This window comes from Deltaproteobacteria bacterium (assembly GCA_003194485.1).
Classification (GTDB): domain Bacteria; phylum Desulfobacterota; class Dissulfuribacteria; order Dissulfuribacterales; family UBA3076; genus UBA3076.
The window spans coordinates 1-14,242 of the sequence record PQXD01000016.1; the positions used below are offsets into that span (position 1 = coordinate 1).

The window sequence follows — 14,242 nt, forward strand, 5'->3', positions numbered from 1 at the left end:
GCTCCGGATTATAGCTTCTGAAATTGTAGTTCATGAGGCCCTCAAAAAGCAATTATCATGTTGAAATTATATAATATTTTACCGAATTCGGCCTCATTTTGCAACTAATATTTGCGGGACAGACTCTAAAGAGGGCAGGGCGGATGGGATTTATTGATCCACAGATTACGCAGATTGACGCAGATTAAAGATGAGAGATCAGATGTCAGAATGTTATTTGGTGGTCAGCACATCATGCATGATAGAGAAAGGTAACATACCATCAAAAGAGTCTTCTTTCTGAAAATACAACAGATTTTCATTGCATTCATCATAACCAGATCGTAAGTTGATTTTTCAACATGAAAGAACTTGGCTAAAAGGAGAAGAGTCTATGAGTGTGATTCAACTTGACATTGACGAGACGTTAGTCCAAGCAATAGGAGTACGAGCCATTAAAGCGTTTATAGAACGCCAACTCTCGCTGTTACGAGTCCAATATTTAGGCGAGAAGATGACTCAAGCCATGCAGCAGGCAGGGTTCGACCACGACAAAGAGGTGGAAGAAGCTCGTCAAGAGGCTTGGCAAGAATATAAAGCGAAATATTTACCACAACTATGACATCAACGACACACAAGTATGTCATTGATGCCAATATCCTGTTCAGTGCCTTTATCAGTGGGAAAGAGGTCTATACACTCTTATTCTCAGAATATACTATCTATTTGCCGGATTTTGCTTTTCTTGAACTGGAAAAATATAAGCAGCGTATCATCAAAAAGACCAAATTGACGGAACACGAGTTTCAAGAATTTGTTCTCCGGCTCCTGAAAGATGTGACCGTGATTCCAAACCTGCTCTTGTCTCAAGCCTCATTAACTAAAGCGTATGAACTTTGTCAAGAGATTGATGAAAAAGATACGGTCTATATTGCCGCTGCGCTCGAACTCAATTTGGCATTGGTTACCAGTGATAAACGATTATATACCCATCTCAAGACTCGTGATTTCTCACAAATAATGTTATTAGGAGATGTTATCAACACGCTTCCTCAGTTCCAGGGAGAGACATCATAATATAGAGATAAGTAATGGAGGACGTTGGTACGAAGTTGCGTTACTTTGGTACATAGGGCAGATAAGTGAAGAATATCGTTATAACGGGCGGATGCGGGTTTATTGGTGTAAATCTCATCCGTTTTTTAATGAAAACGGATGAAAGTGTTTGTATCCGTGTTGTGGACAATCTAAGCGTTGGACAGCTTGAGGATCTGAATAAAGTCTGCACATTCCGGATAATCAAAGCGGAGGAACTGACGGGCTGGGACAATGGAGCAACTCTCGTTGTTGGGGATATCCAGGATGCCAAGCTTGCTGATTCTGTTTGCCAAGAAGCGGATGGTGTAGTCCATTTGGCAGCCAATACCGGAGTTATTCCCTCCATTGAAGATCCCCGAATGGACTGCGTGGTTAACGTGCTGGGTACATTTAACTACCTGGATGCCTGCAGAAAAAGCAATGTCAAACGCTTTGTGCTTGCTTCCTCTGGTGCGCCTTTAGGTGAACAGGAACCGCCTATTCATGAAGAGATGCTGCCAAGACCTATTTCCCCTTATGGTGCAAGCAAGCTCTGCGGCGAGGCATACTGCTCGGCCTTTCATGGTTCTTTCGGAGTGGAGACGGTATGCCTGCGCTTTGGCAATGTTTACGGGCCATATTCCACGCATAAGGGCAGTGTAGTGGCCAAGTTTATCAAACAGATCCTTGAAAGAGAGACATTGACTATTTACGGCGATGGCAGTCAGACCAGGGATTTCATCTACATCGATGACCTGATTCGAGCTGTTTGGGCTGGGGTGACGGTTCCTGGCGTCGGCGGACATGTTTTTCAGATCGCTACCCATCGGGAACACACGGTAATAGAGTTGGCTGAGGCCCTGAATGACCTGTCCGGGAAATACCTGGGGCGGAAGAGTGAGCTCGTCTACGAGAAGGAGAGGAAGGGAGAGGTCCGGAGAAACTATTCGGATATATCGAAGGCAAGGGGGATGCTTGGATTTGAGCCGAAGGTGGGCTTGGAGAGTGGTCTCGAACTGACGTTCAAATGGTTTCTGGGTGAAAGTTAATCGTTATTGGTTAATCGTTATTGGTTATTTGTGAAAAGCCCCTTGCGGGAAGGGCAGAAGTTATTTGTTAATGGTTATTCGTGAAAAAAGATAATAAAAAGAGCTTTCAATCATTTGAAGACCTGGAATGTTGGAAAGCGTGTACGGAGGTGCGGAGATACATCACCGAGTTGGTGAAGAAGTATCCGAAGGATGAGAAATACTCCTTGGTGGATGATATGAAGAGAGCGGCCCGATCTACGAGTCATAATGCTTGCCCTGTTAAATAGCTTGAGGAGAAAGTGTATTACACATATGTTTTGCAGAGCGAAAATGGTGGAGGATTCTATACAGGTTTTACCAAGAACCTCAAGCTAAGATTTGAGCAGCATAATAAGGGCGATGTAGACTCGACAAGGGATCGGAGGCCTTTGAAGCTAGTTTATTATGAGGCATGTTTGGATCAGGATGATGCGACAAAGAGGGAAAAGTATTTGAAAACGCATCATGGGAAAATGTACCTGAAAAAGAGGCTCAAATCTTATTTAACAGGGTAAACTGAGGGTTATGGCAGGTTTCATTTCCAGGAAAATATCCAGTTTTGCAGAATAAGTCGGGGATCGCTGTATGAGCTTATCGATCAGTTGATCACCTCGATAGATGAGGGCCATATCACCGACGGGGAATATGAGCGAGGAAGAGAACTCATCAATGGAGCGCTGGTCTTGCTCAATGGATACATCAGGTATTTAAATAAAGCAAAGATTTCCTAAGCTGCACACCAATAACGAATAACCATTAACAAATAACCTGCGTAGCATAAAGCGGAGCATATAGTATGAACGAATTTTTCAAGGGCAAGCGGGTACTTGTCACAGGATGCTGCGGAACGATCGGGCTTGAATTAGTACGGCAGCTATTGGAGGTGTATCAGGTCGGAGAGTTTTCTGGCCTGGATAACAACGAGAGTGAACTTTTTTTTCTAGAGCAGAGCTTTGCTGAATATCCTAATGCCAGATTTACACTGGGGGATGTGCGGGACCGGGACAAGCTCGTTCGCTGTATGCGAAAGATGGATATTGTCTTTCATGCCGCGGCATTCAAGCATGTGATTTTATGTGAGCGCTCCCCCTTTGAGGCTGTGCAGACCAATATAGTAGGACTACAAAACATAATTTATGCAGCTTATGAAAATAGTCTGGAAAAAGTCATATTCACCAGCTCAGACAAGGCCGTAAATCCTACCAGCGTCATGGGTACGTCCAAGCTTATGGGCGAGCGGCTGATGACTGCTGCCAACAGTAATCAGCGTGGAGATGGTCCTGTATTTGCCTCCACCCGTTTTGGAAATGTACTGGGATCAAGGGGATCAGTAGTACCTATTTTTAAAGAACAGATTCGCAGAGGCGCTCCTGTTACGTTGACCCATCCAGACATGACTCGTTTTATCATGAGTGCCAGCGAGGCCGTGAAGTTGGTCATTGATTCCCATTCCCTGGCAAAAGGCGGCGAGGTGTTCATCACCAAGATGCCGGTCCTGCGCATCAAAGATTTGGCCGAGGTCATGATTAAGATTTTGGCCCCGCACTTCGGTCATGATCCTCAAAAGATCGAGATCAAAGAAATCGGCGTGAAGCCTGGCGAGAAGATGTACGAAGAACTGATGAGTGATGAGGAAACCAGGAGAGCATGGGAATTGAAAGATTATTTTGTAGTCCAGCCTGCATTTAGGAGTATGTATAGAAAGATCGAATATGATTATTCTGATATCGTATCCAAAAAAGTTGATCGGCCGTATATTTCCTCCGATGAGCCAACAATGACGCAAGAGCAAATCGAAGAGTTCTTTGTGAAATACAAATTATTAGATCTGCCCTCAGAGATTAGTAGACATCCTGATGAACGATATTGGCCATAATCGGCAGGACGGAGGACGGAGGACGGGGAAGGACAGAGGTCAGAAGTCAGATGTCGGAGGTCAGGTAAGATAGAGGATGAAGGACGGAGGACGGGGAAGGACAGAGGTCAGAAGTCAGATGTCGGAGGTCAGGTAAGATAGAGGATGAAGGACGGAGGACGGGGAAGGACAGAGGTCAGAAGTCAGATGTCGGAGGTCAGGTAAGATAGAGGATGAAGGACGGAGGACGGGGAAGGACAGAGGTCAGAAGTCAGATGTCGGAGGTCAGGTAAGATAGAGGATGAAGGACGGAGGACGGGGAAGGACAGAGGTCAGAAGTCAGATGTCGGAGGTCAGGTAAGATAGAGGATGAAGGACGGAGGACGGGGAAGGACAGAGGTCAGAAGTCAGATGTCGGAGGTCAGGTAAGATAGAGGATGAAGGACGGAGGACGGAGGTCGGATATCGAAACAAAACAAATAAAGTCTGCAAAGGACCTGAAAGTCTATAAAAAGGCCTACGCGCTTGCTATGGAAATATTCAATATCAGCCAGCGATGGCCTTCAGAAGAAAAGTATTCGTTGACGGATCAGATCAGAAGATCATCTCGTTCAGTTTGTAGTAATTTGAGAGAAGCATGGGCAAAGCGCAGATATGAGGCACATTTTATCAGCAAGTTGACCGATGCAGATGGAGAAAACAGCGAGACAGATACCTGGCTCGATTTTGCCAAAGACTGTGGGTATCTCAGCGAAGAACACCGCCGCTACCTTGTAGAAGAATGTCAAGCTGTCGGCGCAATGCTGGGTTCCATGATCAAGAAACCATCACCATTTCTTATTAACTTCAAACAATGATGTATCATGTAATCCTGACTTCTGACATCCGACATCTGATCTCTGTCATCTGAACACTGTCATCTGGAAAAAGGGGGAACGAAGTGAGCCATATTCTGATACTGGGTGGTGACGGCTATCTTGGTTGGCCTACTGCCATGTATTTTTCGAACAGAGGATATGATGTTACGGTCGTAGATAATTATTTCCGCCGTAACGCATGCGTGGAGCTTGATTTAGGCATGCTCTATCCTGTTCCGACTCTGATCGAGCGGGCCAAGATCTGGTACGAACACACGGGAAAAGAGATCAAGGTTGTGATCGGAGATTTGACAGATGCCGAGGTTATGAGGGGCCTGTTTGATGGACGGGTGGAATACACATGGTCGGTGGACCGGATCTTCTCCGGTGTGCCTGAGACTGTGGTCCATTATGCAGAGCAGCCCTCGGCTTCATATTCATTGATCAACTACAAATACGCCAATATTACTATAACGAATAACTTGCTCGTAACGAATAACTTGATGTTTGCTTTGCGGGATTTCTCAAGGGATACCCATGTGGTTCATGTGGGTACCATGGGAGAATATGGGACGCCCAATATCGATATTGAAGAAGGGTGGCTCGAAATTGAGCACAAGGGCAGAAAAGATCGATTTCTTTTTCCCCGGCAGGCCAGTTCTCTGTATCACACGACCAAGATCATGGATACGGATCTGATGTGGTTCGGGGTGCGTATGTGGGACCTGCGGATTACGGACCTGATGCAGGGACCTGTTTATGGGTTGGAGACCGAGGATTCGGTCATTGATGAGCGGTTGCGGACAATCTTTAATTATGACGAGATCTTTGGGACCATTTTGAACCGTTTCATTGTTCAGGCCATTGTGGGCTACCCGTTGACAGTTTATGGAAAAGGAGGTCAAACCCGGGGGTATTTGAATATCAATGACACCATGCAATGCGTGCATAAGGCTGCGGAGACCCCCGCAAAGAAAGGACAACTCCGTATTTTCAACCAGATCATGGAGACCTTCAGTGCCAACGAGCTGGCTGAAAAGGTGCAGCGCGTGAGCAGGTCCCTCGGCTACGAGGTACGCATCGATCATCTCGAAAATCCCCGCAAGGAGGCCGAAAAACATTACTACAATCCCACATATCAGGGGCTAATCGAGATAGGGGTAAAGCCGCACTATCTGACGGATGAGGTCATTGAGGGAATGATGAGGATTGTTGATCAGTTCAAAGACAACGTGAGGAAAGACGTGATATTTAGAGGGGTAAAGTGGGGATAGCGCAGAGCGCCTGGCACAGAGCTGAAAGCGAATAACAGAAAGTAGAAGGAAATATGAAAGTGCCGTTTGCAATGCCTGAGTGCAATCCGCAGATTACGCCCCAGAGAAATAGGCTACGTATTCCACGGGGTAAACATTTCACAGGGCATGGATTACCCCGGTTAAATAAAGGACGATTACATGACTTTTTTGCCAGTAAATAAGGGTAGATAAATATTTCACTGAGAGGATTCTAATGACAAAGAGGGCTTTGATTACCGGCATTACAGGCCAAGACGGATCTTATCTGGCAGAGCTTCTGTTATCTAAAGGATATGAGGTCCATGGTATAGTTCGGCGTGCAAGTATGTTTAATACAGGTAGAATCGAACATATCTATGTTGATCCCCATGTCCCTGATGCAAAATTTTTTACCCACTATGGAGACCTGTCGGATTCAGGTCAGTTAACGAATCTGATTTATAACATTCAACCCGAAGAAATCTATCATCTGGCCGCCCAGAGTCACGTAAGGGTCAGTTTTGATATGCCCGAGTTTACAGGCGATGTAACCGGCTTGGGGACGACCCGTCTGTTGGAATCCGTGAGAAGAAGCGGCATTAAAACAAAATTTTATCAGGCATCAAGTAGTGAGATGTTCGGGGACGCCCCCCATCCTCAGAATGAAGAAACGCCCTTCAGGCCGAGAAGCCCATACGCCGCAGCTAAGGTATATGCCTTCTGGATGGTCAGGAATTATAGAGAGGGGTATAATATGTTTGCCTGCAACGGGATACTTTTTAATCATGAGTCTCCAAGGAGAGGAGAGACCTTTGTTGCACGGAAGATTACCCGCGCTGTTGCCCGCATTAAATACGGCCTTGAAAACAAGCTTTACCTTGGCAATCTGGAGGCAAAGCGAGACTGGGGCTATGCTCCGGAGTATGTGGAGGTCATGTGGTTAATGTTGCAGCAGGAAAGACCTGAAGATTTTGTTATTGCAACTGGTGAAACCCATTCGGTAAAAGAATTTCTGGAAGAGGCTTTTGCTTACGCTGATTTAGACTGGCAGGAGCATGTGGAGATCGATCCGCAATATTTCCGTCCTACCGAGGTCGAGCTCCTTCAAGGTGATGCCGGCAAGGCAAAAGAAAAATTGGGCTGGGAACCGAAGGTTACCTTCAAAGAATTGGTACGGATCATGGTGGATGCCGATATGCGAGAACTGGAGGAGATGAAGAACTCAAAAGATGTTATACAGAAGATAATGAACAATAAGGTTAAGGTAGTTGGTATCGGGGCCGGATTTTGATGAACAGAATTTTTCAATGGATCTAAACGTCCTGGGAAGAAAAGCATGGAACAAAACAGTAAAATTTATGTTGCAGGCCATCGAGGACTCGTTGGTTCTGCCATTGCAGGAAAGCTCAGGGCATCGGGGTATAACAATCTTGTTACGCGGACCAGCAAAGAGCTGGATCTGCGCCTCCAGGCGGATGTAAACTCCTTTTTTGAGCAGGAGCGCCCTGATTATGTATTCCTTGCTGCCGCCAAGGTGGGCGGTATCCTGGCAAACAACACATACCCTGCTGAATTTCTCTACGATAATCTCATGATTCAAAGCAATATAATCCATTATGCGTATGTCTGCGGGGTAAAAAAGTTACTGTTTTTAGGTAGTTCCTGCATCTATCCCAAGCTTTCCCCTCAACCGATGAAGGAAGAGTATCTCCTGGACGGCAAGTTAGAGTCCACAAATGAACCCTATGCCATAGCCAAAATTGCTGGTATTAAGATGTGCCAGTCTTACAACAGGCAATATGGAACCAATTTTATCTCTATCATGCCGACAAATCTTTATGGCCCTAACGATAATTTTGACCTGGAAACGTCACATGCTTTACCGGCCCTTTTAAGAAAGTTCCATGAAGCTAAAATGAACAAAGAGCCCTTCGTAAAAATATGGGGAACAGGGAGCCCTCGAAGGGAATTTTTGTATGTTGATGACCTTGCCGATGCCTGCGTCTTTTTGATGCAAAACTATGATGAGGATCAGATCATTAATGTGGGGACAGGAGAAGATATCTCCATAAGAGAGCTTGCCTTGTTGATAAAGGAAATAACCGGATATGAAGGAGAATTGAAATTTGACGTGTCAAAACCGGACGGTACCCCGAGGAAACTACTTGATGTGAGCAAGCTAACAGATCTAGGCTGGGAGGCAAAGACCGGTCTCAGGGGGGGAATAACAAAAACCTATCAATGGTATAAAGAGACGGTATATTAATCAAATGAATCCGGTGGGAGGCATCTCCAAGATCTGCTGAAGTGAAGTGTACCCCTTTGTCGAGACAAAAAATTGCGTTATTTAAGGTGTAAAGTTTTGAGCTTGTTCCCATTATTAATTAGCATCTTTTAATCGTCCCAAATTTCAAACTTAATCTCATTTTCCAGCAAATCCCCCGCCCTTAACGCCTTAAAATATATGTATCCATAAGCCAACCCTTTTCCCTTCTGGCCTTACTTCTTATCTTTTTAAGATCCTCAATTATATCTTTTAACCTCCCTGAAAGCAGAATTTCATCCTTACTTCCTAAATATCCACCCCAATAGATGTCAATATCCGAATCCTTAAAATGCTTGAAGGCAGAATAAGTATCTAATAATACTACAGTATTTGTAATCTCAGCAGGCATATATTCTTTCAATCTTCTGCCCGTTGTAATCACAACGGACTCTCCTATACGGTTTAGGGGAATTTTATGCCTTGCTGCCAATACCTGGACACTGGTTATTCCCGGTATCACCTTGTACTCAAAATCTACCGTTCCTTCCTTAAGGATATGTTGAAGAATTTCTAAATGTCCATCATATAGGGATGGATCGCCCCAGATAAGAAAGGCGCCGATCTCGCCGTCTTTCATCTTGTCTTCAATCAATCCGGTCATAACCTCTGCTTTTTGTTGACGCCATGTCTTAACTTCTTCCTTATATGACTTACGGTTTTTTTTACGTTCAGGGATCTTTGCGCTCACAACCCTGTATGTCCCGCTATCCAAATACCTCTCCAATATCTCCTTTCTTATCTTAATGAACTCCTTAAATCCCTTCCGTTCTCCCTTTTCAAGAATGAAAAAGACATCTACCTCTTTCATTGTGTTTATCGCCTGGATGGTCAAATAATCAGGGTTGCCGGGCCCAATTCCGATAAGATATATCTTCTTCATTTCTTAAACCTTGCCAGGGCCATCTCGGCCAACTGGTTTACCACGGATGCAGCCAAGGCTGATCCTCCCTTGCGGCCTTCAACAGTGATGAATGGGATACCTGTCTGCCCCATGAGCATTTCTTTGGACTCAGCCGCATTCACAAAGCCCACCGGCATACCCACGATGACCGCCGGGTTGCATTTCCCCTCTTTGATACACTCCAAAAGCCTCAAGAGGGCCGTAGGGGCATTCCCCACAACGTATACGGCCCTGTTTAGCCTGGACAGGGCATAATCAACTGCCGCGGATGCCCTTGTAATTTTCTCCTTTTGCGCCTTCTCTTTTACTTCGGGTTCACCCATGTAGCACTCAACCCGGCAGCCCAATCGGTCCGTACGTCTTAAGGTAATCCCCATGCGGGCCATCTCTGTGTCAGTCACGATCAGACAGCCTGATTTCAGGGCTGCGATACCGGACTTGATAGCATCAGGGTGAAAATTGACAAGAGATAATAATCCAAAATCGGCGGTTGTATGGATCATCCTCCTGACTACAAGCCATTCGTCACCTTCAAAAGGACGCGGCTCAGGCACCCCGGAGTCAATGATTTCAAAGGAACGTTTTTCTATGGCCTCCGGTTCAATATGTGCATCAATATCTCTCATAAATACTTACCTTTACTGATTTTCCGTCGCATTCATCCAGGGACAATACGCTATTGGCCGTATCTCCGGCAATAATCCACAAAGTTTTTCGCAACTTCAGGATTGGAACCCCAATGTAGATGCACATAGGAGCCCAAGACCCTATTTTGGACAAAGCCCTCCTCAGCCTGGAAGCCGGCCTTCCGATCCGTCATGGTGTAAATGCATTCGGGGTTCGGCTCCATATTGTAAATCCTGGAGTAGTGGAATTCATGCCCTCTGATCTTTGTGCCCTTAGCACCCAGGATACTTTCCTTTTGAGTGATAACTTCACGATACCCGAGGGCCCTCAGCCGACCTCCCATCTTTGCCCTCAAGGGGAAAATCCCTGCCATAGAGAAGATATGACCTTCAAGGTCCTGGATTTCTTTTGTGAGAAACATAAAGCCCCCACACTCTGAATATATGGGCTTGCCGCTCAACCCGAACTCCCTTATCTCGGCCAATAGTTGCCGGTTCCGGGAAAGCATCTCACAGTGCAGTTCGGGATAACCTCCTCCCAGGATCAGGCCATTGATTTCCCCGGGCAGATGCCTTGAATGTAATGGAGAAAAGGGGATCAGCTTTGCGCCCGCCTCTTCAAGCAATCGCAGGTTTTCGGAATAATAGAAGCAAAACGCCTTGTCCCTGGCAATTCCGATTCTTATTTCAGGGCCATGTTTTTGACGGCCGTCAGGAATGTAAAACTCAGACCCATGAACCTTTGCCCTTTCCAACAACCCCAAAAGTTGATCAAAATCCAGATTGTCCTCTGCCCAGCGCCCCAGTCTTTCAATCTGGTCTTCATGTACCCTGAAATCTTCATCCGTGACAAGCCCAAGGTGCCTGGAGGGGATTTCAAGTCCCTCATTATCAGGCAAACACCCGAACACCGGCAGACCGGCATTGGAACGCAGTGCATCTTCTATCACTTGGGCATGACCTTTACTCCCCACGCGGTTAAAAATGATGCCTTTCAGAGAAAGACCGGGATCAAACCTGGAAAAGCCCAGGGCAACAGCGGCAGCGGATCGTGCCATGGCCCTGGCATCTATGACAAGGACTACGGGCAGATCAAGCCACTTGGCCATCTGGGCCGTTGAGCCGGCTTCATCGCTGCCGGAGAACCCATCAAACAGGCCCATGACGCCCTCGACTACAGACACATGCGCATCATGACCATAGCGTGCAAAGATCTGCCGGTTATGCTCAGGGTCCATTATCCATCCGTCCAAGTTGTGGGAATCCCTTCCGGTTACCCTTCTGTGATGACCCGGATCAATAAAATCAGGACCCACCTTAAAGGGCTGGACAGTGTAACCTCTTCTTACAAGGGCGGCTATGATCCCCAGGGAAACAGTGGTCTTACCGCACCCGCTATGGGTTCCGGCAATACACAGCCGGGCGATCTTTACACGTTTTTCCACCTGAAAAGCAGTACTCATCTGTTTCCTATGGATGTAGCCGATCAAGGGTGGGATATTCTTTCAACATGCTCTCGCATCCAGAAAATCCCGCCCTTGATAGGTTGCCCATGGATTCAAGATATTTCAAGGGCTTTATTCTGCATCCTTTAACACCAAAGGCTGTCCGGTTTGGATTTATGTGTACCGAAGTCAATACGCCAGCAGCTTCGGCCTCTATTAAGGCGCGCTCTTTTTCCTGATTTGCCTTTTCGAGAAGGGCCGCTTTTTTTTCATGGCTTTTATCTGCAATGCCCGCATATCTTCGGCATGGGCGGCCCCGGACAGGAGCAGGAAAATTCCGGCAGCGGCAAGGATTCTGATCGCTGTCTTTTTCATTTCACCACTACCTCCCCCAGGGGGAGATCCAGCAGGTCCACGGACCGCCTTCTCGCTCCCATCTCCATGTTTTGAGCGGTTAGGCGCTCGGTTTCCTCTTCCAGTTTTTCATATTCAATCTTGAGCCTTGCACGTTCTCCGGCCCACTTATCCTCGGTCTGCTGGGTCTTCCGGCGGATCGAAATTGAATCGTCCACAGGTCTTTTGACCCGGACCGGAAAATTTTCGCAAAATGCCGGCAGGCTTTCAAAAATGCAGAAAAAACCGGTAATGCATACAATGATGAATACAAAATTTTTCAACCTTCTTTCCTCCGGACTCAAAAAAATATGTCCAATACGTTCAGCCCGAGCTTCTTCCGGTCCCTGGTTCGATCAGGCATCTCTCGGATCAAAAATTGAACGAATACTCCGCATAGATTGCCCGTCCGGGAAGCGGGAATTCAGGCTTTTCATAGTAGTACCTGTCAAAAATATTTTCGACGCTCAGCTTGACCCGGTGGTGCTTCAGGAATTTGACCCCTGCTTCCAGATCGCATACCGTAAAGTCGTCGTAAGTGATAACGGGATAACCGATTGTATACCAGTCATAGTCTTTTCTTTTTCCCATATAGCGGACCAGGAATTTCCCGAAGAACATGCCGTCATCGTAGCGGACGCCGGTATTGAGCTTCCAGTGCGAGACGTTGTGGATATCCCGTTCATTTTCTCCGGGGACCTTTTCAACCGCGCTGAAAAGACGCGTTCCATTGATAAAAAATTCAAGGGTTCGATCCTGGTTCATGATCCGGCCAGCATCCACCGATAATTCAAATTCCAGCCCGTGTATCTCGGCCTCATCGGAATTGTCGTAAGTAGTTTCGGTGTCGCTGGCTTTCACCTTTGATATCTTGTCGTCCACGTCGGTATGAAAATAGGTGATGTCCGCAAATATGCCCCAAACCTTCTTCTGAAAGGAAAGCCCCGCATCCCACGTCAGGCTTTTTTCAGGATCGAGACCCGGATTGCCCCTGTTAATCATTATTCCTCCGCTGACTTCCCGCTCGGAGTAACCCGCCATCTGGTTTGCCTGGGGCGGGACAAAGGCCGTTCCAATGGTGGTATGGAACTGAAAGACACGGTCATTCGTGATGAAATACTTCAGGCCGGCACGGGGACTAGCATGGTCAAAGGTCTCGGAGCCGGGGTGAAAGTCGGTCTTCAGCGGCGTTTTTTTGGTGGTCAGCTCAAACCAGTCGTAGCGGATTCCCGTGTTCAGTATGAGCCGTTCGTCAAAGAGCCTCAAAAAGGCATCGGCAAAAACCCCCACATTTTCACGCTCATTATCCGGTGAATAGGGGGCCTTGCGGGTACCGTCGCTATTATAGCTCTTTGATTCAATGTCGATATCCTGATAATCTGCACCTATCGTGATATCGTTATCAAGGAAGTGAAAGCAGTCCTGAAGCTGTGCTCCCCACCACTCGATTTCGCTTTCGTAATTTTTGTAATGAGGCTGTCCCTCATATTCCCGGGTATATTCAGTATCTTCATGGGAGGCGTACACGGTGAGCAGCGGCTCATTGCTGCCGATCTTCCCTTTCATGGAGATATCTCCGCCGTAACGGTCTATATCCTTTTCAGAGGGCCTTCTGTCCTCGTAATACAGCGGACCGGGGGTCGCAATATCCCTGCCGGCATACCAGTCGCCCTTGATATCGAGACGCCAGTTGCCCGTAAACGATGAGCCCAGTCTCAAGTTGCCGTATCTCTCCTTGTAGCCCGTATTGTCTCTTTTATGGCCGTTGCCCATTCTGAAGTCGGTATTCTGGTTTTTGTTGCTGACAGAGGCGTCAAAATCAAGCCTGTCGTTTATCTTGCCGCCCGAGGCAATGCTCTCATAGTGGGTGCTGAAACTCCCGCCACCTCCGGTAAGATGCGTCTTGATCTTACCTTTTGATCTCTTTGTGATGATATTCACCACGCCGCCCATGGCTTCGGCGCCGTACAGGGCGGATGCAGGACCCTTGAGGATTTCAACGCGCTCCACATTGTCTTTTAAGATTGTGGCGAGATTGGTAGCGCCCGCGGGCCGGCCGTCGATCAACACCAGGCTGTGTTTGGTAATCCCTGAAAATTCCGGCCGGAAGCCGCGGATACTGATTCCGGACAGCACGCCCGGATAGTCGATTACGTCGATGCTGCTGTTCTTTTTAAGAATGCGGACAATGTTGCGGTCCACCGTGGTGTCAAGATCCAGTTTGCCAATAACCTCGATAACGGCCGGGACTTCTTCTTTTTTTACCTCCGATCGTGTTGCCGTAACGACAATTTCCTCCAGCTTCGCAGCGTTAGCTTCTTCCTGTTTTTCTTCCGCCATGGCCGGCTGGAAGGCGGTTATCAGACCAATAATCAAAAACGCCGTCATCAGTTTCATTTTCATCTTTCCTCCCTTTTATCTCCATACGCTGTTCGCTGT

16 protein-coding genes are annotated in these 14,242 nt (G+C 46.9%); 11 read left to right on the forward strand and 5 right to left on the reverse strand.

Annotated elements, in window-relative coordinates:
* The first annotated feature begins 373 nt into the window (after window positions 1–373).
* From C4B57_08965 to C4B57_09015, 11 genes are all read left to right on the forward strand, one after another.
* Entirely contained in the window at window positions 374–601 is a 228-nt protein-coding gene (locus C4B57_08965) for a hypothetical protein (GenBank protein ID PXF53713.1), read from the forward strand.
* The gene (locus C4B57_08970) at window positions 598–1,056 is read left to right on the forward strand and encodes a DNA-binding protein (protein PXF53714.1); all 459 of its coding nucleotides are present in this window, start codon (window positions 598–600) and stop codon (window positions 1,054–1,056) included. Before C4B57_08965 ends, C4B57_08970 begins: the two co-directional genes overlap by 4 nt.
* 65 nt (window positions 1,057–1,121) lie before the next feature.
* A complete protein-coding gene (locus tag C4B57_08975; GenBank protein ID PXF53715.1) occupies window positions 1,122–2,105 on the forward strand; it encodes an epimerase in 984 nt (327 codons plus the stop codon).
* A gap of 80 nt (window positions 2,106–2,185) precedes the next feature.
* Window positions 2,186–2,374 carry a hypothetical protein gene (locus tag C4B57_08980; protein ID PXF53716.1) on the forward strand — a complete coding sequence of 63 codons (189 nt, stop codon included), beginning with the start codon at window positions 2,186–2,188 and terminating at the stop codon, window positions 2,372–2,374.
* 12 nt (window positions 2,375–2,386) lie between these two features.
* Window positions 2,387–2,641, forward strand: coding sequence for an excinuclease ABC subunit C (locus C4B57_08985; protein ID PXF53717.1), 255 nt, complete (start codon window positions 2,387–2,389; stop codon window positions 2,639–2,641).
* A gap of 36 nt (window positions 2,642–2,677) precedes the next feature.
* A complete protein-coding gene (locus C4B57_08990) occupies window positions 2,678–2,857 on the forward strand; it encodes a hypothetical protein (protein ID PXF53718.1) in 180 nt (59 codons plus the stop codon).
* 65 nt (window positions 2,858–2,922) lie between these two features.
* A complete protein-coding gene (locus C4B57_08995; GenBank protein PXF53719.1) occupies window positions 2,923–4,002 on the forward strand; it encodes a capsule biosynthesis protein CapD in 1,080 nt (359 codons plus the stop codon).
* Window positions 4,003–4,445: 443 nt separating this feature from the next.
* On the forward strand, window positions 4,446–4,838 hold the full coding sequence (locus C4B57_09000; GenBank protein PXF53766.1) for a diversity-generating retroelement protein bAvd family protein: 393 nt from the start codon (window positions 4,446–4,448) through the stop codon (window positions 4,836–4,838).
* A gap of 83 nt (window positions 4,839–4,921) precedes the next feature.
* Window positions 4,922–6,112, forward strand: coding sequence for an NAD-dependent dehydratase (locus C4B57_09005; GenBank protein ID PXF53720.1), 1,191 nt, complete (start codon window positions 4,922–4,924; stop codon window positions 6,110–6,112).
* A 235-nt stretch (window positions 6,113–6,347) separates the two neighbouring features.
* Window positions 6,348–7,403, forward strand: a complete 1,056-nt coding sequence (gene gmd, locus C4B57_09010) for a GDP-mannose 4,6-dehydratase (GenBank protein ID PXF53721.1) — start codon at window positions 6,348–6,350, stop codon at window positions 7,401–7,403.
* A 45-nt stretch (window positions 7,404–7,448) separates the two neighbouring features.
* On the forward strand, window positions 7,449–8,378 hold the full coding sequence (locus C4B57_09015; protein ID PXF53722.1) for a GDP-fucose synthetase: 930 nt from the start codon (window positions 7,449–7,451) through the stop codon (window positions 8,376–8,378).
* A gap of 181 nt (window positions 8,379–8,559) precedes the next feature.
* Here the strand turns inward: C4B57_09015 and C4B57_09020 are convergent, their stop codons facing one another.
* The 5 genes from C4B57_09020 to C4B57_09040 form a co-directional block, all read right to left on the reverse strand.
* Entirely contained in the window at window positions 8,560–9,318 is a 759-nt protein-coding gene (locus C4B57_09020; GenBank protein PXF53723.1) for a precorrin-6A synthase (deacetylating), read from the reverse strand.
* Entirely contained in the window at window positions 9,315–9,965 is a 651-nt protein-coding gene (locus C4B57_09025) for a precorrin-8X methylmutase (protein PXF53724.1), read from the reverse strand. Before C4B57_09025 ends, C4B57_09020 begins: the two co-directional genes overlap by 4 nt.
* A gap of 50 nt (window positions 9,966–10,015) precedes the next feature.
* The gene (locus C4B57_09030) at window positions 10,016–11,392 is read right to left on the reverse strand and encodes a cobyrinate a,c-diamide synthase (GenBank protein ID PXF53767.1); all 1,377 of its coding nucleotides are present in this window, start codon (window positions 11,390–11,392) and stop codon (window positions 10,016–10,018) included.
* 389 nt (window positions 11,393–11,781) lie between these two features.
* Window positions 11,782–12,108 (reverse strand): hypothetical protein, encoded by a 327-nt coding sequence (locus C4B57_09035; GenBank protein PXF53725.1) that lies wholly within the window; start codon window positions 12,106–12,108, stop codon window positions 11,782–11,784.
* A 67-nt stretch (window positions 12,109–12,175) separates the two neighbouring features.
* Window positions 12,176–14,206: a TonB-dependent receptor gene (locus C4B57_09040; GenBank protein ID PXF53726.1), complete on the reverse strand. Its 2,031-nt coding sequence runs from the start codon at window positions 14,204–14,206 to the stop codon at window positions 12,176–12,178.
* Window positions 14,207–14,242 lie beyond the last annotated feature (36 nt).

Coding starts and splice junctions, on each gene's coding strand:
- C4B57_08995 (PXF53719.1), top strand. CDS start 2,923: ATGAACGAATTTTTCAAGGGCAAGCGGGTACTTGTCACAGGATGCTGC.
- C4B57_08970 (PXF53714.1), top strand. CDS start 598: ATGACATCAACGACACACAAGTATGTCATTGATGCCAATATCCTGTTC.
- C4B57_09025 (PXF53724.1), bottom strand. CDS start 9,965: ATGAGAGATATTGATGCACATATTGAACCGGAGGCCATAGAAAAACGT.
- C4B57_09040 (PXF53726.1), bottom strand. CDS start 14,206: ATGAAAATGAAACTGATGACGGCGTTTTTGATTATTGGTCTGATAACC.
- gmd (PXF53721.1), top strand. CDS start 6,348: ATGACAAAGAGGGCTTTGATTACCGGCATTACAGGCCAAGACGGATCT.
- C4B57_09015 (PXF53722.1), top strand. CDS start 7,449: ATGGAACAAAACAGTAAAATTTATGTTGCAGGCCATCGAGGACTCGTT.
- C4B57_09020 (PXF53723.1), bottom strand. CDS start 9,318: ATGAAGAAGATATATCTTATCGGAATTGGGCCCGGCAACCCTGATTAT.
- C4B57_08965 (PXF53713.1), top strand. CDS start 374: ATGAGTGTGATTCAACTTGACATTGACGAGACGTTAGTCCAAGCAATA.